This is a genomic window from Arcticibacter sp. (genome assembly GCF_045629565.1).
Taxonomy (GTDB): Bacteria; Bacteroidota; Bacteroidia; order Sphingobacteriales; family Sphingobacteriaceae; genus Arcticibacter.
In genome coordinates, this window is sequence record NZ_JAZQRL010000127.1 from 1 (window position 1) to 22,924 (window position 22,924).

A 22,924-nucleotide genomic window follows, 5' to 3' on the forward strand; every position below is an offset into this window, starting at 1 on the left:
AGATCGAGTGCTTCAGCTCCCTTTCCGGATTGATTAAGCGCTTCTGCCTTCATCAGCAAGATATCAGCATACCGGTAAAAGAACCAATGCGCATATGAAGTCGAGTTGGAAGATCCTCTGGAACTCGAAGCATTTACGCCATGATATTTCCATATCGAGTTCAGGCTGATCTGGAAGGATCCTCCGCTGCCGCGGATATCCCGGTTTAGAAATTCCAAAGGATCTGCTAAAAAGAAAACTTCGTATAGTTTAGGAGAAGATCTTATCCGGTTATTTGACGACGAGAACATCTCGTAGAAAGAATTAGTTCGGTTAGCATTAAAATAAAGCTCGAATATACTTTCGACAGAACCTCCCTGATAATATAAGGTATTGAACCAGGTATCATCTCCCGGAACCAGTGTGTATTGACCAGAGGTAATAACCTTGTCACAATAGGTGATACAATCCTGATAATTATCCATCCATAGATACACGTCTGCCAACATGGCCTGTACCGCATATTTTGTGATTTTACCTTTATTCAGGTCCTTGTTCGCATAGCTGCTTACCACATATTGTTCTGCCGTTTTAAGATCATTAACAATCTGAGTCAGAACCTCCTGTTGTGAGCTCTTTGGGATCTGCAAGTTATCCGCGTCGCTATGAGTAGCTTTTAGCTTTAAAGGAACATCCCCAAAACTTCTCGCCAGATAAAAGTACATCAGGCTTCGTATCGCCAGTGCCTGGCCCAGATATTCGTTAAGAGCCTCCCGGGTGAATGTCTTGTCACTTTCGAGCGCCAATGGAGCAGAGTCAATTACATCATTACAATAATTAATCACCTGGTAAATGGAAGACCAGTCAGTAATTTTGTTGTTGGCATTGGTATTGACATTGATAACCTGAATATCGTCAGCGCTTGTTTTATTACCCAGCACTACCATATCCCCTCTCAATTCACCCCATAGAAACAGATTTTCTGTAACTTTCGGGTTTAGCATGGCGGCATAACAGCCGTTAACGGCCGCATCAACCTGTTCTTTAGTTTTCCAAAATTCCTGCCTGACAACGCCGTCTTCTGGTCTTAAATCCAGATATTTATCACATGCAGACAGCATAAATACTACCGCTGTCAGCGCCAAGATCAATTTACTTTTAAAATTCATGATCGTATTTATTAATTAAAAGCCTGCAGTTAATCCGAATATGAAATTCCTGGAAGGAGGAGTCATGGAATTGTCTTGGATAATGCTGAACGGGCTATTCAGTTTTGGAGAGACTTCCGGATCCTGACCTCTGTACTTGGTAAAGGTCACCAGATTCTCACCGGTAACATAGAAGCCAAGTGTTTTCATTTTTAGTTTCTCCAGGATGTTCTTTTGGAAGTTGTACCTCAGTGTCACCGCTCTCAACCGTATAAACGACGCGTCTTCCACATACCTGTCTGAACCGAGCCAATTGAATCCACTTTCATAAAGAGCTCGTGGCATGTCAGTAAAATCACCTTCATTTCGCCATCTGCGTAATACCGCAGAACTCTGGTTATTAAAACCGTACATATTCGTGGTGTTCATCATCGTTCTGTTTACCACGTCGTATTTATATCTGAAACTGAAAAAGGTGGTGAGCTTCCATATTCCTTTATAATTGACATCCGGCCCAAAACCTCCTATGAATTTCGGGTTACCATTACCCAGGTACTGGATATCCATGTAGTCGATGTTGCCATCATGATTGATATCTTTATACATTGCATCGCCTGGTTGAAAAACGTAATCTGTAGCGGGGTAGTTGAACCTCATATATACAGGAAGTCCGTCTGCTCCTACAATGGGATTGCCGTTTTTATCCTGCGCTATCGTGGAGGCTTTATCAGGGTAGACGCCATCATATGTATATCCGTAAAACGATCCAAAGGGATTATTCACCTTTAAAAAGCGCTTATACTCTCCGTTAGCGTCCGTCCGCCCCTCTTCAGTGGGGTAAAATTCGGATATCTCTCTTATTACGTTAACGTTTCGGGCGAAGTTAAAATTCATCCCTACCGTCCAATTTTTACTTTTGTATGCGGTCGTACTCATGTTGACTTCCCATCCCTGGTTGTCCATTGTACCCACGTTCATATTGATGCGGGAGTAGCCGGAAATTGAAGGGATGCTTAAATCGGGAAAGTACAGATTCGTTGTGCGGTTACGATACACATCGAGGTCGAGATCAAAGCGGTTGTTAAAAAGACTCATGGTCAAGCCCACATTTTGACCAGTAACGGTTTCCCACTTGAGATTGCGCAATTCAATGCTACCGGAATAAACGGCCGGGCTTCCCATATAATCATAGTTAAAGCTCTGGTACCTGCTGTAAAAAGCATAGTTATCTTTCGGCGCATTTCCACTCTGACCATAACCAGCTCTTAAACTCAGGTCGTTTATGAATTTAAACTGCTGCATGAAGTTCTCTCCTGAAATTCTCCAACGGGTGGATATCGCAGGGAACAAACCGAAGCGGTTATCAGGACCAAACCTGGAGTTACCATCAGCTCTCAGAGAGAGATTCACGATATACTTATCCAGCAAGCCGTATTGCGCATTTAGTAAGGCTGCGACACTCCTGGTCTGGCCAAAGCTTGAACTCAGGCTGCGGACCCTTGAGGCAGCGGAGGGATCCTGCAGATCTACGGAGGCAGAATTTGAGGTTTGCTCCTGATGGGAGTCACTTTTACTGTCATTGGTTTGAAACATCATCAACCCGGTAAAGCTGTGCTTTTCGTTTAGCTTCGGGGTAAATACAAAGCTGGTCTTGGTTTGGATTCCAAACTTATCCGCATCTCCGTCATACGCACTATTAACTACTTCTTCACTAATAGGCCTTCCCGTTGCTATCTGAGGTAAAAATGACTTATTTTTGGTGCTTTTGATATCAAATTGCACGTCGAACATCGCCTTAAAGATTTCCGGTTTAACATCGTACTGGACAGAAAATACAGGAATGATTCTTTCTTCGATGACATTGTTGGTAGCCGCACGAAGCATAGCTACAGGATTAAACGTTCCGTCATAGGAACCCTGGATATTCTGAATGGGAGAAAGGTAGTTTCCTGTATTGTTTCCCAGGGCGTCATACTCGTATATACCCATATTAGGCATCTTCTCATAGGCGACCCCCCTTGAACTTTTATAGTTCTTATCAGTGGAAGTATGCGTATAAGACAAATCCGTTCTAAACCTGATCCTGTCAGAGACCGTATAATCCAGATTGATCTTGGTCGAAATACGACCGAGGGCAGTCCCAATAGTAGTTCCGGTTTCTCCGAGATAGCCGACGGATGCGTAATACCTCGCTTTTTCACCTCCTCCGTTGATAGATACGTTATGATCCTGCTTGTAACCGGTACGTGTGATCTGTGATATCCAGTCCGTATTATTGCTGTAATTATAGTAATAGTAGGGATCACTGGGATCGTACTGGAACTCTTTGACTGTTTGAGTATTCAGGGGGATACCATTTCGGTTCATGAAGGACTCAGGTATCAGCATAGAGAACTGGTCTCCACTCAGCATAGGAATAGGGTCCGGCTGGTGCTGCATTGTTCCTCTGGCTGAATAGGTAATTTGCGGTTTTCCAAGTCTTCCGCGTTTCGTATTGATGATCAACACCCCGTTTGCCGCTCTGGATCCCCATACAGCAGTAGCCGCCGCATCCTTCAACACGCTGATATCCTGTATATCCGCCGGAGAAATGTTCAGTAATGTTGCGTAACCCTGCTCATCAGCTGTACCGAAATTGAAGTCTTCCGGCACTTCAGTATCGTAGATCATCCCGTCCACCACGATCAATGGGTCAGTGGCTCCGTTTATAGAGGAAGTGCCTCTGATCCTGATCTGCATGCCCGCTCCCGGATCACCGGACATTGCGGCAATATCAACACCCGGCAAACGCCCCTGTAAGGCCTGATCAATAGAAGCCGCCGACATTTCTTCAAGATCCTTTGCGTTTACCCGTGCGACAGCGACGGTGGAATTGCGCGCATCAATCTGTAACATACCATTGCTTGACTGCCGTTTCGCCGTTATAGCTACCTCTGTCAGTTCGCTGGTACTCTGTTCAAGCTGGAAGTTAATAGAAGTCCTCCCCCTAATATCCTGAACAACGGTCTTGTAGCCAATAACAGAAACGGAAATTTTATTATTTAAATCGGAAACTCTCAGAACAAAGTTACCGTCCAAATCGGTGGAGACGCCTCCAACGGTACGTTTCTCTTTATCGAGTTCAACCACGGAGGCACCTATAACTGGCTGCCCATCCTTCTTATCAGTAATCTTTCCTCTTATTACAGCTACAGCGACAGCCCTGGTCTGAGACATTATGGTTTCAGTACCTGACAAAATCAGGAGTAGTGCAAGCCAGCAGGGAAAGAAACCTGTCAATATTCTCTTCATAACTATTTATTAAGATTTAGGCTATTAGTTCAATTGAAATTTTAGAAATCCATCGATCTGATGAATGACAGACCGATTTGACAGATTATTACTCTTTGAGAGGATCACGTTTACGGATTGCCCCGTCATATCCTTGATTTGCAAGTAATTAGATTGATTAGTTATGGTCACAATGGTATTATCTCCCCTGGAATTCTGAAGCAGGGTAATAAATCCACCCTCCTTTTTACCATCGGGAACAATGGTTGCTTTCTGGATGAAATGATACCTGATAAAGTTGGTCACTTTTTCTTTGTCGGCCTGAGAAGACGGGTTATTTGATGAAGGGAGATAGCCCTGAATTACAGCCTGATCTATCGCTTCATTCGTAGGAACAAAAAGCGTGTGTAACGACCCAGTGCCAACCCCTAATATTTCTCCGGTCGTTTGATTGTAACCTACAGAGTTTTTCAGGTAATCAAAGAACTTGGTGTAGGTTGATCCTGGCTGATCAGCTAGTTCTTTCAAGTGTAGGCCGACTGCCTTGGAAGGGTCAAGCAACAGTTTATCAAGATAGTAGACCGTCCCATTGGAGGCGGTCTTTTCAGAAACAACATTCACCTTAACCTCTACTTCCTGGTTTCCTGTCGCATAAACCTTTTGATTTTCAAATTTGATATATTCCCCGCCATTTGATTCCAGTATGCCTGAACCCGCTAGACTATTCACGTCATCGTTTAAGACATGGAGATCGAGAATGCGGCTAAGCTTTGCCCATGCATTTGTACCGGTAATCGTAGCCCCTCCGGAAGGAGGCGTGTATTCCCATCGGTTCGCATCTATATTATACGTGAAGCCCTCCGCCGTAATAACTTCGTCAGATACAAGAAACAAGGTATATTTCAGGTTATCATTGATAATGGACGGCTTCAGGGATACAGATAATGCCCTTGTCATGAGTGAATAAGCGGGGTCGAGGTATGCCTTACCGAATACAGAACTGAACACATTCGCTTCCTGAACCTTACTCGCTCCATAGAACATACCGTTACTTAAGACTTTTTTATCGACAATATCTTTGCCTGGGTCAAATAAGGCACCCTGACCATGATTATTGAGGGTGGAATTAAATTTACTCGGCCACACGGTTGACGTCCACATATGCGCATTTAGAAAGTCGTAGAGTACTTCAGCCGGAAGCTTATCAAGTGATTTATAATGTTCCAGCAATACCTCATTCAGGTACTTGTCTAACGCGGCATTCGTAGGGGCAAACATAGAAAACCCATCACCTTGCGCATCGTTATCAGATAGCTTCATGAAGTTTTCATTATTGGGGGAAAAAGATAGTCCGGCATCAAATACCTTTACATAAACACTTTCAGTTGAACCGGTGATTTCGGCATTTTTGGCTGTAGCATCCGCGCTCAAAGGATAAGAAACCATATAAGTATCGAAAATATCCTTGAACCTGGAATACTCCTGATTCAGGGACAAATACTCATCAATACTTGGCAAAGGCAGGATGACTGAGTTAATTTCATGAATGATTCCGTTCTCCGCAACGATATCCTTGTTTACGACTTCTGCATCGGCCACATTAAATCCAGTATAAGAGCTGGAAGGATAGAAGTATTTGTAGTCATACTCTGTCAAGCCTCTCGCGGTCATGAAGCTCGACATAAAGTATGGGATGTACTTGTTGTTATTATCTTCCTTAACATAATAAGAAGTAGCTGTGGCCTGGTTATTTCGGTTAGAAGAAATGACAAGTCGCTCCTGCCCGTTTACGTTAAGCTTTGAAACACCGTTATAAAACGTGGTTCTTCTTTTGAAAGCCGAAGCCGGGGTCCATCCTAGCGGAGACTGCAGATCGGCCAGATGGTCAGTTTTAAATGAATTGTAAACCAGAGAGTATTTAACAATACGCACAGCTTCTTCGTCAGTTATATCGTTTACACTGCTTATGCCCCTGAGCTGAAAGTACTTATTAAAGGCTTCATCATTAGGGGCGAATATGGTCCAGTAGCCGGCCTTGCCGAGAATGTCCTTATAGCCGGCTTTGTCAATACAGACCAAAAAATTAGTAAAATTCCTTTTAGCGCTTAGTTGCTGATAAATCGGTTCGGCCAACCAGTCAGGCCTTCCGTAAAATTCATCAAATTCGCTTTTCCGGCAATTTGAAAACAGCATGATTACTGCGAAAAAACCCAGCAAGCTTTGCAATAATAATTTCTTCATATTTAAGTGATGGTTAGGTATAAGGCAACCAATCATTATAGTATTCGAACTATTGATTATACATTTCCTTATCGAAAAATTGATTTTATCGGGTGGTACTAACAGTGCGCTAAGAAACGGGGGGATGTAAAAGTTCTTTCATACTCTTTTAATTAGTTGTTTGAAATCAATTGGTTAAAACGACTTAGGTCTAATAGCGATCATGTAGCCAAGGCTCGGGATCGAATTTCACTTCCTGCTGATTTGTTTATTATAGTTGGTTTTGTTAATGCAAATCTATTTCAAATCGTTGCAGGATGTTTTCAAAAACTGACACAAGATTTCCAATTTTTGTTATTTACACATAAATTGCCGGATCTGGTGTTTATAACGAAATATTACTTGATTCACTAACTTTCACCTCACTTCGATCTTTTGATTCGATCTTCACCTGTTTGAAAGTCCAGTTCCTGGCAAAGGAGATCGTGCCAGCGTTTTTCGCGTCACTTATAATTATATTTTCGAGATGGAACCCCGAAATCATTGACTCCGCCAATCCCTCTGCCCAGATAGCTTTGTTGCGGATACCATTCACTTTAACGTTAGCGATATGAACGTTTTTGAAAGTTGGAATCCCTTTAGCTACAGGCTCCACTTTGGTCAGCATAGCTTTCCAATGTGGTGGTATGTTATTAATTGCATAACCTGCCGGAAGAGCCGAATAGCTGTATGACGGATTCCAGTTCATGCTTACCTTTAACATGTTGGCTACATTCGTCAGCTCAATATCTGTAAACCATATATCTTCTACGGTACCGCCACGAGTTGTTGCCGATTTTATGTTTAGGCCGTTTCCGGTGCCATTACCCTTCAGATTAGATGCCCACACGTGCCGAATGCCACCGGCTGTTTCGCTACCCAGGGTAACCAGACCAGCACCAGCGCCGGCAATGCAATCACGGATGACCACATACTCCGTAGGTCGGTTTACACGAAGCCCGTCCCAGTCACGGCCTGCCTTGAGGCAAAAGTTGTCATCGTTGCAATCAATATCGCTGTTTTGGATAAGAATCCAGGAGGAAGAGTCAACATCTATTCCATCTGTACTTGGTCCATGGCCTCCGATATTATTGCGAATGGTTATACCATCTACTGTTACACGCGTAGAATACAGGAGTTGAACGGTCCAAAAACCTGCCTGCTGGAATTCGGGACCTTTTATGATAATGTCGGAAGACTCAGCTACCAGTAAGGTGCGCGGACGCTTAGCGTCATAGTCAACTATCCAGCGCAAACCTTTAGAATCGTATTCTTTACGAAGGTTCCAATAATAATCCCAGAAGGGCTTACCCTGAGCGTTCACAATCCCCTCTCCGGTAACCGCAGCCTTCTTTTGCTTTATCACATTAATAAGAGCAGCTGGCCATTTCATCTCAATCCCTGCAACGCGAGTGTCGATTTCCGGGTAATCCATGATATTCTGACTACCGAGGATCTCCACACCTTTGTCAATTTGCAGGTTTACGCCCTCCCGAACAAAAAGCGAACCCGTAAGGTATTTCCCAGGCGCAAATTTTACCGTGCCCCCTCCCCCGGATGCACACAGATCGATTGCTTTCTGAATTGCCCGGGTGTTAAGAGTCTTACCATCGGCAAGTGCGCCGTAGTCATTAACCTTAAAGAGGTTATTCTCAAAACTCAGTTTTGCTGAGCCCACTTTGGCTACCCATTCAGGCGGCTCAACTTTCGCAGACGAGACTTTTGCGAACAGTATAAATAAGGACAGGAACAAAAAACGATAAGGCAGCGTTTGCAGCATTTTTGGATACCGGTTCATTTTTGAGTGATTAGTCTTTAGTCAAAAGTATCTGATATCACCTCTCCGAATATTCAAAAATTGGCAGAAGACTTTAAGTTTTCGTCAGATGGCTCATTTTCCATCATACAGAACTACTGTTATTCGGCTCTCTCAAGGTTTTGAGATACGCAGAAGGTGACAGTTTATATTTTTCTTTAAAGCATGTACTGAAGTAGCCCAGGCTTTTGAACCCGGTCGTGTAAGCGATCTCCGATATGGTATACTCGCCAGAATCAAGGAGCTGCTTGCTTCTTTTCAACCTCATCTCACGTACAAATTCAACAGGAGCAAGACCAGTGAGGCTTTTCAGCTTTTTATAGAAGGTAGTTCTTCCAAATCCAACGGATTCTGCAACACTGTCGATGTTGAACTCGCTATCTTCCATCGACTCTTCGATGATTTTAATTACCTGTTTGATAAACTCTTCATCTTTTGAGGTAATCAGAATTTCATCCGGCTTGAGGCTCACAACCTTTTTATCATCCGATGTCAGAGATTGCAGTTGTTGATTCCGCCGTTTCATGAAGTTAGCTACGAGTGCGATAAGGTACCTCATATTAAACGGCTTGGTGATATAAAAGTCTGCACCGTATCGAAGACCTTCAACCTGACTCTCTACAGAAGACTTAGCTGTAAGCAAAATTACAGGGATATGGCTAGTGAGCGTATTATGCTTCAGATGATCAAGCATCTGAATCCCGTCTACGCCAGGCATCATTACATCACTAATGATCAGGTCAGGCAAAGATTTTTCGGCAGCCACCAGGCCTTCTGCTCCGTCAGCGGCTTCCATAACTTTATAAAAGGTAGATAGCTGTCCGGCCATAAATTTTCTAAGTTCCACATTGTCCTCTACCAGTAATACGACCGGCATCTCCAGTTCTGTCGGCGCCATTGAATCAGCGATCACCAGGCTCGCATCTTCTTCCTCGTGAAAGATATCTGTCAAGGCCGGAATGGGCTCTGACGATATACGATTAATCTGATCTTTTTGAAAGTGCTGATTCCCTGACCTAAACCGAAGGCTGAAAGTCATACCACCATCAGGATTATTCTCCGCAGTGATCTCTCCCTTATGGGCATGAACAAGTTCCGCCGAGAGAGCAAGGCCTATACCTGTACCTTTCAAACTGGGATTCAGATGTTCTCCCTCATAATATAGGTCGAAGATATCTTTTAACTTATCAGGAGGTACACCCGACCCCTGGTCGCTAACTGTAACAGTGAAATAGCCTTCTTCGCCGGCCCCAATGATCCTGACCAGGATGGCCGTATCTGAAGGACTGAATTTAAACGCATTTGACAGCAGGTTATAGATTATGATATCCATTTTTTCTGCGTCTACCCAGGCATAAAGCTCCTCAACATCAGACTCGAGCTGAAGGTTAATTCTCTTTTCTCTGGCAAGACCATCAAAATAATCTGTTATCTCGGCGATCAGACGGACCACATCAACTTCGGAGACGGCAAGGCGCATTTTACCGCTCTGGACCTTTCTGAAATCTAGTAATTGATTGATAAACCGAATCATGCGGTTTGCATTCCTGCTGATGGTACTGATGTATCGCTTACCCTGTTCAGACACTGACTCGGTTCGGCTCAGTTCTTCAAGGGGGCCTACAATAAGAGTCAGTGGAGTTCGCAGTTCATGCGATATATTCGTAAAGAACTGAAGCTTTAATTCTGTAAGCTTATGTTCAATGGTTACCTTATTGCGGAGCCTGATCATGGAAATAATGATTCTCCTTGCCATCTCCAGAACACCGAGAGCGATTAGTATATAAGCGATGTAAGCCCATATCGTGAGCCACGGCGGTGGAAGAATCGATATTTTAATACTTTTTTGAGGAACGTTGTGAAAGAGGTCCTTATTTACGCTTTTCACAATAAACTCATAATCTCCCGGAGGCAGATTGGTATAGGTGGCTTTCTTTTGATTTTTGACATGATGCCAATCCTTATCATATCCTTTCAGAATGTAAGCATATTGGATCTTATGACTTGCCCTATAATCCAGAACAGCATAATCGATATTGACAACGTTTTGATCGTAGGCCAGCTTGATACGTGCCGTACTGTTCAGGGACTGAGATAAGGGCGATCCGGAAACTCCCGGGACGATATCGTTATTAAAAAGCTGAAGGTTGGTCAGGGCCATGTTCGCGCTAACTTTTCTATTCGCTATTTTGGTGGGGTCAAACGAGATATACCCTTCGGTACATCCAAAAAACATATGTCCGGATTGCGACCTGAACGCCGCGGATTCTGAGAATTTTGTATCGGGAAGACCATCGTAAGTATCGTAATTTTTGAACTGTTTTCCTCCCTTGTCGAGGCGAGACAAACCACTTTCGGTTGCAAGCCAGAGATGCCCGGACCTGTCCTCTGCCATGCTCAGGATGATGTCGCTTGAAAGTCCGTCCTGCAAGGTATACACCCTGAATCTTACCATTGGCGAACGGCCAGGCGACACACGCTTATTCAGGCCCCCTCCAAAGGTTCCAACCCACATACCGCTGGCTTGATCGCGGTAGATAAACTGAACATCGTTATTTCCGAGGCTTTGCTTATCTCCCGGAATCTTGGTATGCCGGACAAAGGAAAAGTCATCGCGGGAGCCCTTATGCGGATTGAGTATCACCAGGCCATTAGTTGTTGCTATCCAGATATCGCCGAAGGAGTCTTCACAGAGATGTCTGATGTATTTTGATGCAGCAGGATAATGTTTAAATGATGTTCTTTGGTTGATGAAAAATGTTCGCGACTTATTTCTAACGACCTCGTTAAGTCCCCCGCCGAATGTTCCGGCCCATATCCTGCCCCGCTTATCCTGAATGATCGAATACACCGTATTGTTACTCAGGCTGTACGGGTTTCTGGCATCGGACAAGAATCGCGTCAGTTGGTACTTGTTGCCGGAAGCATCCGTAGGGACAGCCATTAGTAGGCCCTCGCCCTTGGTACCTAACCAAATCACGCCCCCGCTATCTTCCATAATGGAATAAACGTTTCCTATTCTCTTTCCCGGAATATGATCAAATATCTGCTCCTTTTTTCTGCCCTGCTCAAAAACCGATAGCTCGCCTGATTTCGTTCCCACCCATAGACGTTCTTTGCTATCTTCAAATAAGACCCTTACTTCATTCTGCGACCTGTTATTTGGCTTTTTAACCAGCAGCTTATGATTAAAGTTATTTCGGGGAAAGGTGACCGTATTGATACCTCCATCTATTGTTGCCATCCAAAGAATACCTGTACTATCCGGATATAGGGCGGTTACGATATTGGAAAACCGATGATGTTCTCCACCCGGCTCATTGTAGAAGTACTCAATTTTATCTTCCAGAGGATTATAAAATCCAAAGCCGCCACCTTTTAACCGCGTCCAAAGAGTGCCGTTCACGTCCTCAAATACGATATAATTATTATTCGGACTTATTGCATGAGAATCCTTCTTCTGAGTAAACAGCTTGAACGTATTCTTCACAGGATCATATTTGACAATGCCGGTAGACTGGGGTTCCAGCCAGAGCCGGCCACTTCGATCCTCATGTATGGAAAAAAAGGAATTGAATTTTGAAGATTGGGTGAAAGTAACTTCGTTAGTGGTTAAATCTACCCGAATCAACCCGTGCCCGGAAGTAACTGCATAAAGTATACGGCCAGATGAAATATGAATGGCATTTATGTTTGTTCCCTTATGAAGTTCTTTCGCAGTGAGCTGCCCGGAAAGTAAATTAAAAATCAGTAACTGTCCTTCCCTGGTACCGAAATAAACCAAGTTACCGTTTCTGCTGGCGCAGGTAAAGGACAATTCGGGATGGTAAACAGTGGGGGATGAGTTAGCTAAACCTTGTTTCATGCGTATCAGACCCGCTGCAGTACCTATCCAGATGGATTTCTGATGATCTTCAAAAAGAAAATTTACAGAGTCTGAAGGAAGCTTGAATTTTCCTGTTCCGGACTTTGAATAACGATAGATCTGCGGATCAGCTAAAGGAGAGGTATTGACAACATGTAAAAGACCTTGACTTTTAGACGTTAACCATACATGTCCTTTTTCAAGAGGATAAATTCTATCAACAACGATGTTTTTCAGATCGCCTTTCTGGCCTATTGCATAAAACCGTTCAGTTCTTTTATTAAACCGATACAGGCTGTGGTCATAGGTTTTGATCCAGAGATAACCGTCTCTATCTTCTACTATATTTCGAATTTTGTTATTACTCAGACTTGAACTATCCCCTGAATGACTCTTATAAACGCTAAACGTAGAACCATCGAACTTATTCAGGCCATCCCAGGTGCCAAACCACATGAAACCTTCCCTATCCCGGGTCATGCAGAGAATACCATCATGAGACAAGCCGTCTTCGGTGGAATAATGCTTCAAAATTTCTTTCAGCTGACCGACTGCCGGGAGACTGAAGCACAAAGACACGGCCAGTGTTGACAAACAAAGTGCGTACTTACTGACTGATGAAATGAAATACCCCGAGATCATTGAACAAATAATCATGCAGGGGATTGATATTACCATGCGGAACAGGACTTTAAACGGTCTATACACCGGACAGGTTGCAAAAAGCAATTATCCGATGGGTTACATCAGGTAAAAATAATAAAGAAATGCGTCGCCGCATCATGTACTGTCATGTATGCAGCGACTGGGTGATAGATTAAAAATGCCCGCGTATGATTGGACGAATGTCGGATTCGTACACTTGTTTTAGTTGTTGATGAACAGCCTCGGGCAGGCTCTCCATGTCCGATGCCATTATATTGGCCTGAACCTGCTCGGGCGAGGAGGCTCCGGGGATGACAGTTGTTATTTCGGGATGGTCAAGAATCCAGCGTATGGCCCACTGAGCCGTACGCTCATCGGGAAGCATACCTGCAATTTTTGATGCCAGATCTACTCCCTTATTGAACTCAATACCCGAAAATGTCTCTCCTGCGTTGAACGACTCACCGTTTGCATTATAATTCCGATGATCGCCGGGAAGGAAGTGAGTGTCTTTTTTGTATTTTCCACTCAGGAGTCCGCTAGCCAGAGGAACACGCGCAATGATTGCTACTTCCTTTTCCCGCGCTTCTGCAAAAAATTCCTCCGAGTAGTGTTGTCTGAAGATGTTGAAGATCACTTGCAATGACACGATTCCATTTTGCTGAAGGCAGATCCTGGCCTCTTCGGCAGTTTCGACACTTACACCCCAATAGCGGATTAAACCATCTTGCTGAATTCTGCGAAGATGATCAAACACCTTCCCCGCCTGTAGCTCATTGGTAGGGATACAATGCAACTGTTCAAGAAAGAGCGAATCGAGCTGCAAGTGCTCCAGGGAGCTTTCCACGTGGCTACGCATCTTTTCATAAGTAAAGTTTTGCGGCCAGGCATTATCACCGTCATGTCGCCTACCGAGTTTTGAAGCTACCAGAAATTTTTTATCAGAAGATTTAAGGAACTTGCCAATCACTTTTTCGCTGACTCCCATGCCATAAACATCAGCTGTGTCTATGAAGTTACCGCCAGCTTCTGCAAATGCCGCCAGTACGTCAAGTGCATGATCCTCGTTCACCGGGCCCCAGTCTGAGCCCCCCAACTGCCAGGTCCCCAGACCTATTTCAGATATCTGCTCGTTTTTAAATTTTCTGTATTTCATTGCTGTTGTCTAGTTTTTACCAGGATTTATCTGAGAAGATGATTGAGATGAAAATTTACGGGTCACCATGACCTTGTCGATACGCTGGCCGTCCATATCCATAACCTCCAGTTCAAAATCAAGCCACTCCGTTTTTTCTCCCTCAACAGGTATGGAGCGGAGTTGATGTAAGATTAACCCACCAACTGTTGTAAAGTTTACTTCAGTATCGTCCTCGATGTTCAAAAATTCAAGGAGCTCATAATAGGGATACTGACCATCGACCAACCAGGAATTTTCATCCCTTGCGATGATCTTTAACTCGTCATCGTGAGGTTCTGCCTCATCTCCTACAAGTTCATCAACGATATCATCCATAGTCACCATTCCTTCTACTGATCCGTATTCGTCCACTACGATGGCATGATGTACCCTTGAGCTCTTAAACTGCTCGAGTATCTGATAAGCAGGAAGTTTTTCGTGTACAAACAGAGGTTTTCGCAGGTAACTTTTCAAGTTAAAATGTTTGCCGTCAAGGTCTCTTGGAAAAAGCTCCTTGACATATAGCACACCCACGATCTTGTCGAGATCTTTATTTGCCACTGGGTAAGCAGAGTGTACTTCTAGCTGCATTTTACTGCGTATGGTTTCGAGATCTTCATTCACATCTAACCATACAAGGTCGCTTTTGTGGGTCATCAGCTCAGAAACCTTACGGTTCCCGAGAGCAAAAACTCTTTTTACTATGTCCTGTTCTATCTGCTCTATCTCACCATACAAGGTACTTTCGTGTATGATCGACGCAATCTCTTCCTCAGAAGCAGGTCCTTCTCTTTTTTCAGTGATACCCAGAATTTTAAGGCAGGCATCATTCGACTTTGCCAGCAACCAAATAAAGGGCTTCGTTATCTGTGAAACCAACTGCATGGGTGTGGCAACGAGGGAAGCTACTTGTTCAGGAAAGGCGAGGCCAATCCTTTTGGGCAGGAGCTCACCAAATACAATCGAGAAGTAAGTCAGTATAACGACCACCAGGCCAACGGAAATCGTGTTGGAATAGGGTGCCAGAAAACCAACCTGACTCACAAACCGGTCGAGGTCGTCAGTTATCTTATCCCCACTATAGATACCGGTCAGGATTCCGATAAGCGTGATCCCGATTTGAACGGTAGACAAGAATGTATTAGGGCTTTCGGCTAATGCAAGAGCTTTTCTGGCTCCGCTATGTCCCTTTTTTGCTGTCCTGGCCAGCTTGAATTTACTCGATGATATCAGTGCTATCTCGCTCATTGAGAATACCCCGTTCAGCAAAATCAGAATACCAATTATCAATATTTCCATTATTCGTTTTCGAAATTTAAGTACTGCAAAGCTACATAAACTAAGTGTTCATCTTTTTTTTTTCATCCATATAAGCAGAAAGCTTCTACTGCACAGAATAGTTACACTGTCTACCCATTTTTACCCAGCCAGCACAAGCCGGTAATACGGATACGAAAAATTCCGTGCAATTATTGTTCAATGTAACTGAGATTGAGATAATTAAATTTACCAGTAGATAATTAGACGACAACCTATGGTAGAATCTATACATGCAAAGATCTGGGAATTGTCGCCGGATGTTCGTAATCCGGAAATTTATGAGGAACTAACAGGCCTGACCCGACAGCTGATCGCTATATATGATCAGGATGGCAGACTGGATGAAAACCCATTTACCCCAACCACCAAGCGGACACTGTCAGTTCAGCATGCCGAGCTGGAGATGATGCTGAAAGATAGTGTATGTTTGGTTACGGGTTTTGGCTGTGTGGGTCAATGCCTGGTAAGGAAGTTGTCTTTTCCGGGAATCAGACAGATAGTTGTGATGGATATGAAGCCACTTGCAGAAGATGTAAAGCTGCCGGCTAACGTCATCTATGTTCAGGGCAATATTTCTGAAGGCCGCGATCTGCATGCTATTTTCGAAAAGTATAGACCGGAATTCATTTTTCATACAGCGGCGCAGCGAGATCCGGGACTTGCGGAAACGCATATCCGGGAGACCGTTATTTCAAACATCATGGGGACATGGAACATTGTAAAAACATGTGAACGATATCCTTTCGTCAAAAAGTGCACGTTCTCTTCCACAGGAAAAGCGAGCCGCTATTACACTGAAGAGGTTTATGCCGCAACTAAGAAGATCTGTGAGTTCATCTTTGATACCTATGCCAAACAAAGCAAAGTATGCTATTCGATGGTGCGATTCACACATATTCTGGAAAACAGTCTGATGAATATTGGATTCAGGGATGCCGTTGACGCTCCCTTTCTCGCCATCCACAGTCCGGGGAAGTATGTAACCGCGCAAAACGTCTCTGAGGCAGCAGATCTGTTGCTGAATTCTCTTCTTAGCTCCCGGGAAGGGCAGTGTACCTTTTCGTTGGTAAGGCATCTGGAATGGCCTGTTGAAAGCCTTGAAGTAGCCCTATTCTACATCAAAGAGAGAGGATCTCAAATTCCGGTTATCTTTCAGGGCAATCCTAAGGGGTACTGCGAAAAGTTTTTCAGGGGACAAATGAATTGGTCTGACCCGGACGACCTGAACCTGTTGATTAATGTATACGAATATAAGCACCGCCTGGTTAGTCCTGCCGGAGATATTGTTATTTCACAGATTTCTCCGGCCGACCCGGAAGTGCTCCTGGCTGCACTGCAGGATATGGAAATCTGCTTAGACGATTCGAAATTACGCGACCGGCTGTTTGACGGCCTGCGCAATATCACCAGGAGTGCACTCACCAAGGTAGACAAAAAAGATACGGTTGAGATTCTCAAGTGGGGTTTGGAGCCGAAGCATCTTGCCGCTCAGGGCTTATGCATTAGTGACTTTAAGGGTATTACATCTTTAATGATGGAAACACTGACCGACCCTCCCTGGTTGGAGCAAATCAAAAATATATTATATGTTTTCTAAATACGAGGTGAGCATTCATCAGGTAGCCAGAAATACGATCATTTCAAGTGCAGAGAGGGTCTATCCCGCTGAATGTTGCGGGTTCATGTGGGGCCATAACGGAATAATTACCATCGCTGCGGAGGAAGATAACGTATCTAAGGATGATAAGCTCCGGTCTTTTGAGATTGGCACGAGTGCTTTTATGGCAGCTGAAAAGTTTGCGGACGCAAGTGGGCTGGATTTAATGGGGGTATTTCATTCGCATCCGGACACTGTTGCAGAACCCTCAGATAGAGACCAGGAATCGGCAATACCTAATTTCTTATATCTCATTGTAGCGATTGTCGACCATGTTGTTACCGAAGAACGATTATGGATCCTTAACGACTACAGAAACTTCACAGAGCTTTATATGCATAACAATATGACCTAATAACAAAATACAATATGGCAACTGTAATAATACCTACTCCTCTGAGAAAATTCACGTCGAACGCCTCCAAGATTACTATCTCCGGTAACACTGTTGAGGAAGTCATACAAAATCTGAATGCGGCCTACCCGGATTTGAGAAAGCATATTCAGGACAATAGTGGTACTATTCGTCCATTTATTAATATTTTTGTTGGTGAAGATGACATACGAACGCTGGACAGTCATCATACCGTAGTGAACGACAACTCCCATATCAGCATCATTCCTGCGATTGCCGGTGGAAACGCTTTATAGGAAGAAAAACACGATTATATATGTTTTCAAAAGAAGAACTTTTACGCTACAACCGCCACATCATCATGCCAGACTTCGGCATTGCTGCCCAGGAGAAACTGAAGAAAGCGCGCGTGTTGGTAATCGGAGCAGGCGGACTTGGTAGTCCGTTACTACTTTATCTGGCTGCTGCAGGAGTAGGACATATTGGTATAGTAGATGGTGATGTCGTGGAAGACAGTAATTTACATAGGCAGGTGTTGTTTGGGGTGGACGAGTTGGGTATGGCTAAGGTTGAAGCTGCCAAAAAGCGGTTGCTATCCCTGAATCCTTACATCGAAGTCGTCGTTCACGAGACACAGTTCACATCGGCTAACGCGATGGACATTGCCAGTGATTATGATGTAATCGCTGATGGCACCGATAACTTTCCGACAAGGTACCTTGTAAATGACGTATGCGTCTTGCTTGACAAACCAAATGTATATGCCTCTATTTATCAGTTTGAAGGACATGTATCTGTTTTTAATTATGTGAACGAACGGGGTGAACGGGGGCCGAATTACCGGGACCTCTATCCGAATCCCCCAGAAGCAGGCACTGTTCCTAATTGTGCGGAAGCAGGCGTGCTTGGTGTTCTGCCGGGAATAATCGGAAGTTTGCAGGCACTCGAAGTTATTAAGGTACTTACTCACGTCGGAGAGCCGCTCAGCGGCAGGTTTTATACGTTTGATGCTCTCAGCTTTGAGTCGCGGACGTTTAAGCTGAAGCGAGATCCTGCCAATCCACTTAACGGTGACAATCCCTCTCTCAGCGAGCTCATCGATTACGATCAGTTCTGCGGGATAAAAAAGGCAGCAGAGGGGACGAAGGAAGTCACAGCAGAAGAGTTTCAGGATTGGCAGGAGAACGGGACAGAAATGCAGATCATCGACGTCAGGGAGCCATCTGAATTTGAACTGGTGAATATTGGCGGAACCCTGATTCCCCTATCTGAAATTCTTGAAAATAGTGATAAAATAGACCGTCAGAAAAAGGTTGTGTTTATTTGCAAGTCGGGCGTACGTAGCGTCAGAGCGATCGAGATACTAGAGGAAAGCCGTGGCTTAGACAACTTATACAATTTGAAAGGGGGCTTGATCAATCTAATACTGGAGGCTGATCTGGATTTGCCGACCTATTAAGTCTTTTGCGTGCCTGAGTATAATTGATATATAGCTGAATACATTCTGCCAAACCTACCCAAGCGATTCCTCCCCAGGCTGCGCTGATGATATCTTTATGTAGTATCGGGTCGCCGCTATTGTGCTTGAGGATGATGCCGTAGAAGGCCCATATCACTACGAAACCAAAAAACACATTTTTCTTCAGGATAATAATTGCCGTTGAAATGAGGGTTGCGCCGGCTATCAGAATGATGGTCCAGTAGTTGGCGGAAACTCCGCCTCCCTCCCATCCAAGACCTACCAGAGCAGAGCTTATATTAGCAATGGTAGCGATACAGATCCAGGCGAAGTAAATCCCTAGTGGGAAATGAGTAAAGATCTTGGAATAGACAGAACGATGAGGATTAAAGATCTTGAGCCTGACATTGATAATAATCAGTGTGAGGAGCTGGGTTAGCATAAGGAGTACCGAAAGAACGAACTGTTCATTTACCCAGGCGAATACCCATGCAGCTGTTGCTATGTTGTTTACGATAAAAAGTGCACCCATCCTGCTTGTATCTTTATTCGCTTCTGAGAGGGAATCTTCCCTGAATGCTTTGTATAAGTGGTAGATAGAAAATGCAAAAAGGGCAATGTAAATCACCCCCCAGATGGAAAATGTGACGCCTGCAGGAGTAAATAGAGTATCGTATTTATCAGAGATGTCTCCTATATCCTTGTTAGTGAATACGTTTACCTGGCTTAGCATGGAGACGGCAAAGGCGATCAGAAAGCATATACTATTTGCTATGGCAAGCGATTTAATCCGGTTCATGACGATCTTTATTTGTTAACATCCAAATGCCTGCTTTGTTGACATTAATGGCCAGACAACTAATATAAGAAACATATCGACCGATCTTTATTTGCAAATTACTTGACTATCAGCCTTATAGTAGCTGATCACGAGCTGTGCCTGGATTGTTAGGATCTATCAGCGTGTTGATTGCCTGCATTAACACGGTTCTGGCAGGCCGGGAGGTGTGGCTACAGGCGATTTCTATACGCCTTTCTTAGTCAAGTTTGTTCCAAACGAGAGGAGGTTGCATCTACCACGAAACAACCTCCTCTTGCATCAATTCTTCTGTCGTATTTTACACGACGATGTTGACGATACGTCCTTTTACAACAATTACCTTTTTAGGTGTCTTGCCATCCAGGTATTTCTGAACGTCGGCATTTTCAAGAACTAGCTTTTCCACATCGGCAGGCTCAAGTGCCAATGAAACAGTGAGGTTCATTCTCATTTTTCCGTTTATGGATATGGGATATGCGAATTCGTCTTCGACCAGATATTCGGGAACGAACTTGGGGAACTGAGCATAGCTCAATGACCCCTCTGCATGTCCAAGTAGTTGCCATAACTCTTCTGTAATGTGAGGTGCATAAGGAGCCAGAACGACAACAAGTTCTTCCAGGATAACACGCTTATTACATTTAAGGTCGGTTAGCTCGTTCACACAGATCATAAAGCTGGAAACCGAAGTATTAAATGAGAATCGCTCAATATCTTCTTCCACTTTTCGAATAATTTTATGTAACGATTTCAACTCGGCTTTAGTTGGCTCAGTATCTGTAACCCGGAAATTGAACTGATCATCGTGGAAGAGTTTCCAGAACTTTCTCAGGAATTTAAATACCCCTTCAATCCCGTTGGTATTCCACGGTTTACTTTGCTCCAATGGCCCCAGGAACATTTCGTACAAACGTAGCGTGTCTGCTCCATAGCGCTCTATAATATCATCAGGATTGACGACGTTGAACTTGGACTTGGACATCTTTTCGACTTCTACGCCGCAAAGGTATTTTCCGCTTTCGAGAATAAACTCCGCGTTTGCAAATTCAGGTCTGAAAGTTTTGAACTTCTCCAGGTCGAGGACTTCGTTTTCGACGATGTTTACATCTACGTGTAATGCAATCGTTTTATACTGATCTTTTAGCCCATGAGACACAAACGTGTTTGTTCCCCTCCCCTCTTCATCAGAGATACGGTACACGAAATTCGATCTTCCCTGGATCATCCCCTGGTTGATAAGCTTTTTGAAAGGCTCTTCTTCGATGACATAGCCGAGGTCTTTAAGGAACTTATTCCAAAAGCGGCTGTAAAGCAAATGTCCGGTCGCATGCTCAGAGCCCCCGATATACAGATCCACATCTTTCCAGTATTCGATGGCTTTTTTCGGAGCGAATGCGTCTTCTTTGCGTTCGTCCGGTGAAGCCATATAGCGATACCAATACCAGCTTGAACCTGCCCATCCGGGCATTGTGCTCAATTCGTAAGCATATTCACCTTTATATTTCCAGTTAAGAGCACGACCAAGCGGCGGATCTCCGGCTTCTGTCGGCAGATATTTGTCAACTTCAGGCAATACAAGCGGAAGTTCAGCTTCATCAATAAGATAAGGCAAGCCGTCTCTAAAATAAACAGGCACGGGCTCGCCCCAATATCTTTGGCGACCGAAGATGGCATCACGCATACGGTACTGAACTTTCGCCTTGCCTGCACCAAGCTCTTCGAGTTTTTGAATCAGAACAGGAAGCGCCTCATCGTAGGTTAGACCGTTGATGATTCCTGAGTTGACATACTTTCCGTCTTTTGTTGCATCGGCAGTTTCTTCTATACCTTTCTGCGTATCCAGGATTTGGATAACAGGAAGGTTGAACCGTTTTGCAAAGAGCCAGTCACGCTGATCGCCTGAAGGCACTGCCATGACTGCTCCGGTTCCGTATCCCGCCAGTACGTAGTCGGCTATCCAAACCGGGATCTTTTCACCGTTTAGTGGATTCAAGGCGTAAGTGCCTGTAAATGCACCAGATACAGATTTGGTATCGGCCATACGGTCGAGTTCTGACTTCTTTTTTGTCTTGTTTATATAGTCCTCGATCTCGTTCTTCTGCTCAGACGTGGTGAGGGAGGCAACGAATTCATGTTCGGGAGCGATAACGAGGAAGCTGACACCGTAGATGGTATCCACGCGAGTAGTAAAAACTTCGATTATCTTGTCGCTGTTCTCCACCTGGAACTTAACAGAGGCCCCGATACTCTTTCCAATCCAGTTTCGCTGCATTTCTTTCAGAGGTTCAGGCCAATCTATGCTATCTAGACCTTTCAGCAAACGATCTGCATAGGCGGTTATGCGCATACTCCACTGCCACATTTTCTTTTGTTCAACCGGGTGCCCGCCACGCTCAGAGAAACCTTCTTTGACTTCGTCGTTTGCCAGTACCGTTCCTAAGGCTGGGCACCAGTTCACGGTACTTTCTTTCAGGAAGGTAAGACGGTATCTCAACAGTTCTTCCTGCTGCTCTTTCTCAGACATCGCACTCCACTCTTCGGCGGTGAAGGTCTTAGTATCTTCGTCAGAGACAGCGCTGATACCGGTGCTGCCGTTGGTCTGAAAATGAGAGACAAGCAGGTCGATAGGCTGAGCTTTATCAGCTTCCATATCATACCAGGAGTTGAAGAGCTGCATGAAGATCCACTGTGTCCACTTGTAATATTCAGGATCGCTCGTGCGTACTTCACGGCTCCAGTCGAAGGAAAAACCCAATTGATCGAGCTGCCGGCGGTAAGTAGCAATATTGTCAACAGTGGTTATAGCCGGATGCTGGCCAGTCTGGATAGCATACTGCTCTGCAGGCAGACCAAATGAGTCATATCCCATGGGATGAAGCACATTGAAACCGCGCAGTCTTTTGAATCTGGCAAAAATATCAGATGCGATGTAACCGAGCGGGTGTCCCACGTGGAGTCCTGCTCCTGATGGATAGGGAAACATATCCAATACGTAATACTTCGGCTTTTCTGATGCGTTGTTTACTTTGTACGTTTGATTTTCGGCCCAGAACTGCTGCCACTTGTTTTCAATGTCTCTAAACTGGTAATCCATGTGATTCAAATTCTTTGGATTGCGAAAATAGTAAAATTGATTTAGAGTGGCGGGAGCCAA

Annotated in this window: 13 protein-coding genes; 4 read left to right on the forward strand and 9 right to left on the reverse strand. The window is 44.3% G+C overall.

All coding sequences use genetic code 11. From position 1 onward, the window contains the following. The 7 genes from ACKI5J_RS18490 to ACKI5J_RS18520 all read right to left on the reverse strand — a co-directional run. On the reverse strand, window positions 1-1,148 hold a 1,148-nt coding region (locus tag ACKI5J_RS18490), incomplete at its 3' end, for a RagB/SusD family nutrient uptake outer membrane protein (protein WP_407431178.1). A 15-nt stretch (window positions 1,149-1,163) separates the two neighbouring features. Next, window positions 1,164-4,418, reverse strand: a complete 3,255-nt coding sequence (locus tag ACKI5J_RS18495) for a SusC/RagA family TonB-linked outer membrane protein (RefSeq protein ID WP_407431180.1) — start codon at window positions 4,416-4,418, stop codon at window positions 1,164-1,166. 24 nt (window positions 4,419-4,442) lie between these two features. Continuing rightward, window positions 4,443-6,638, reverse strand: a complete 2,196-nt coding sequence (locus ACKI5J_RS18500) for a fasciclin domain-containing protein (protein ID WP_407431182.1) — start codon at window positions 6,636-6,638, stop codon at window positions 4,443-4,445. A 364-nt stretch (window positions 6,639-7,002) separates the two neighbouring features. After that, a complete protein-coding gene (locus ACKI5J_RS18505) occupies window positions 7,003-8,454 on the reverse strand; it encodes a glycoside hydrolase family 28 protein (RefSeq protein ID WP_407431184.1) in 1,452 nt (483 codons plus the stop codon). Window positions 8,455-8,557: 103 nt separating this feature from the next. Further along, window positions 8,558-12,994 carry a two-component regulator propeller domain-containing protein gene (locus tag ACKI5J_RS18510; RefSeq protein WP_407431186.1) on the reverse strand — a complete coding sequence of 1,479 codons (4,437 nt, stop codon included), beginning with the start codon at window positions 12,992-12,994 and terminating at the stop codon, window positions 8,558-8,560. A 160-nt stretch (window positions 12,995-13,154) separates the two neighbouring features. Next, window positions 13,155-14,138 carry an aldo/keto reductase gene (locus ACKI5J_RS18515; RefSeq protein WP_407431188.1) on the reverse strand — a complete coding sequence of 328 codons (984 nt, stop codon included), beginning with the start codon at window positions 14,136-14,138 and terminating at the stop codon, window positions 13,155-13,157. Between the two features lie 9 nt (window positions 14,139-14,147). After that, on the reverse strand, window positions 14,148-15,458 hold the full coding sequence (locus ACKI5J_RS18520; RefSeq protein WP_407431190.1) for a hemolysin family protein: 1,311 nt from the start codon (window positions 15,456-15,458) through the stop codon (window positions 14,148-14,150). A 235-nt stretch (window positions 15,459-15,693) separates the two neighbouring features. Between ACKI5J_RS18520 and ACKI5J_RS18525 the strand changes: the two genes are divergently transcribed. From ACKI5J_RS18525 to moeB, 4 genes are read left to right on the forward strand one after another with little or no spacing between them, the layout of a single operon-like run. Then, entirely contained in the window at window positions 15,694-17,076 is a 1,383-nt protein-coding gene (locus tag ACKI5J_RS18525; RefSeq protein WP_407431192.1) for an NAD-dependent epimerase/dehydratase family protein, read from the forward strand. Next, on the forward strand, window positions 17,066-17,491 hold the full coding sequence (locus tag ACKI5J_RS18530; protein ID WP_407431194.1) for a M67 family metallopeptidase: 426 nt from the start codon (window positions 17,066-17,068) through the stop codon (window positions 17,489-17,491). The genes ACKI5J_RS18525 and ACKI5J_RS18530 overlap by 11 nt, the downstream gene beginning before the upstream one ends. A 14-nt stretch (window positions 17,492-17,505) precedes the next feature. After that, window positions 17,506-17,787, forward strand: coding sequence for a MoaD/ThiS family protein (locus ACKI5J_RS18535; RefSeq protein ID WP_407431196.1), 282 nt, complete (start codon window positions 17,506-17,508; stop codon window positions 17,785-17,787). A 20-nt stretch (window positions 17,788-17,807) separates the two neighbouring features. Then, the gene (gene moeB / locus ACKI5J_RS18540; RefSeq protein ID WP_407431198.1) at window positions 17,808-18,950 is read left to right on the forward strand and encodes a molybdopterin-synthase adenylyltransferase MoeB; all 1,143 of its coding nucleotides are present in this window, start codon (window positions 17,808-17,810) and stop codon (window positions 18,948-18,950) included. Here the strand turns inward: moeB and ACKI5J_RS18545 are convergent. After that, window positions 18,907-19,749 (reverse strand): hypothetical protein, encoded by an 843-nt coding sequence (locus ACKI5J_RS18545; protein WP_407431200.1) that lies wholly within the window; start codon window positions 19,747-19,749, stop codon window positions 18,907-18,909. The two genes, moeB and ACKI5J_RS18545, sit on opposite strands and share 44 nt — an antisense overlap. A gap of 319 nt (window positions 19,750-20,068) precedes the next feature. Then, window positions 20,069-22,864 carry a leucine--tRNA ligase gene (gene leuS / locus ACKI5J_RS18550; RefSeq protein ID WP_407431202.1) on the reverse strand — a complete coding sequence of 932 codons (2,796 nt, stop codon included), beginning with the start codon at window positions 22,862-22,864 and terminating at the stop codon, window positions 20,069-20,071. Window positions 22,865-22,924 lie beyond the last annotated feature (60 nt).

Coding starts and splice junctions, on each gene's coding strand:
- ACKI5J_RS18495 (WP_407431180.1), bottom strand. CDS start 4,418: ATGAAGAGAATATTGACAGGTTTCTTTCCCTGCTGGCTTGCACTACTC.
- ACKI5J_RS18500 (WP_407431182.1), bottom strand. CDS start 6,638: ATGAAGAAATTATTATTGCAAAGCTTGCTGGGTTTTTTCGCAGTAATC.
- ACKI5J_RS18505 (WP_407431184.1), bottom strand. CDS start 8,454: ATGAACCGGTATCCAAAAATGCTGCAAACGCTGCCTTATCGTTTTTTG.
- ACKI5J_RS18510 (WP_407431186.1), bottom strand. CDS start 12,994: ATGATTATTTGTTCAATGATCTCGGGGTATTTCATTTCATCAGTCAGT.
- ACKI5J_RS18515 (WP_407431188.1), bottom strand. CDS start 14,138: ATGAAATACAGAAAATTTAAAAACGAGCAGATATCTGAAATAGGTCTG.
- ACKI5J_RS18520 (WP_407431190.1), bottom strand. CDS start 15,458: ATGGAAATATTGATAATTGGTATTCTGATTTTGCTGAACGGGGTATTC.
- ACKI5J_RS18525 (WP_407431192.1), top strand. CDS start 15,694: ATGGTAGAATCTATACATGCAAAGATCTGGGAATTGTCGCCGGATGTT.
- ACKI5J_RS18530 (WP_407431194.1), top strand. CDS start 17,066: ATGTTTTCTAAATACGAGGTGAGCATTCATCAGGTAGCCAGAAATACG.
- ACKI5J_RS18535 (WP_407431196.1), top strand. CDS start 17,506: ATGGCAACTGTAATAATACCTACTCCTCTGAGAAAATTCACGTCGAAC.
- moeB (WP_407431198.1), top strand. CDS start 17,808: ATGTTTTCAAAAGAAGAACTTTTACGCTACAACCGCCACATCATCATG.
- ACKI5J_RS18545 (WP_407431200.1), bottom strand. CDS start 19,749: ATGAACCGGATTAAATCGCTTGCCATAGCAAATAGTATATGCTTTCTG.
- leuS (WP_407431202.1), bottom strand. CDS start 22,864: ATGGATTACCAGTTTAGAGACATTGAAAACAAGTGGCAGCAGTTCTGG.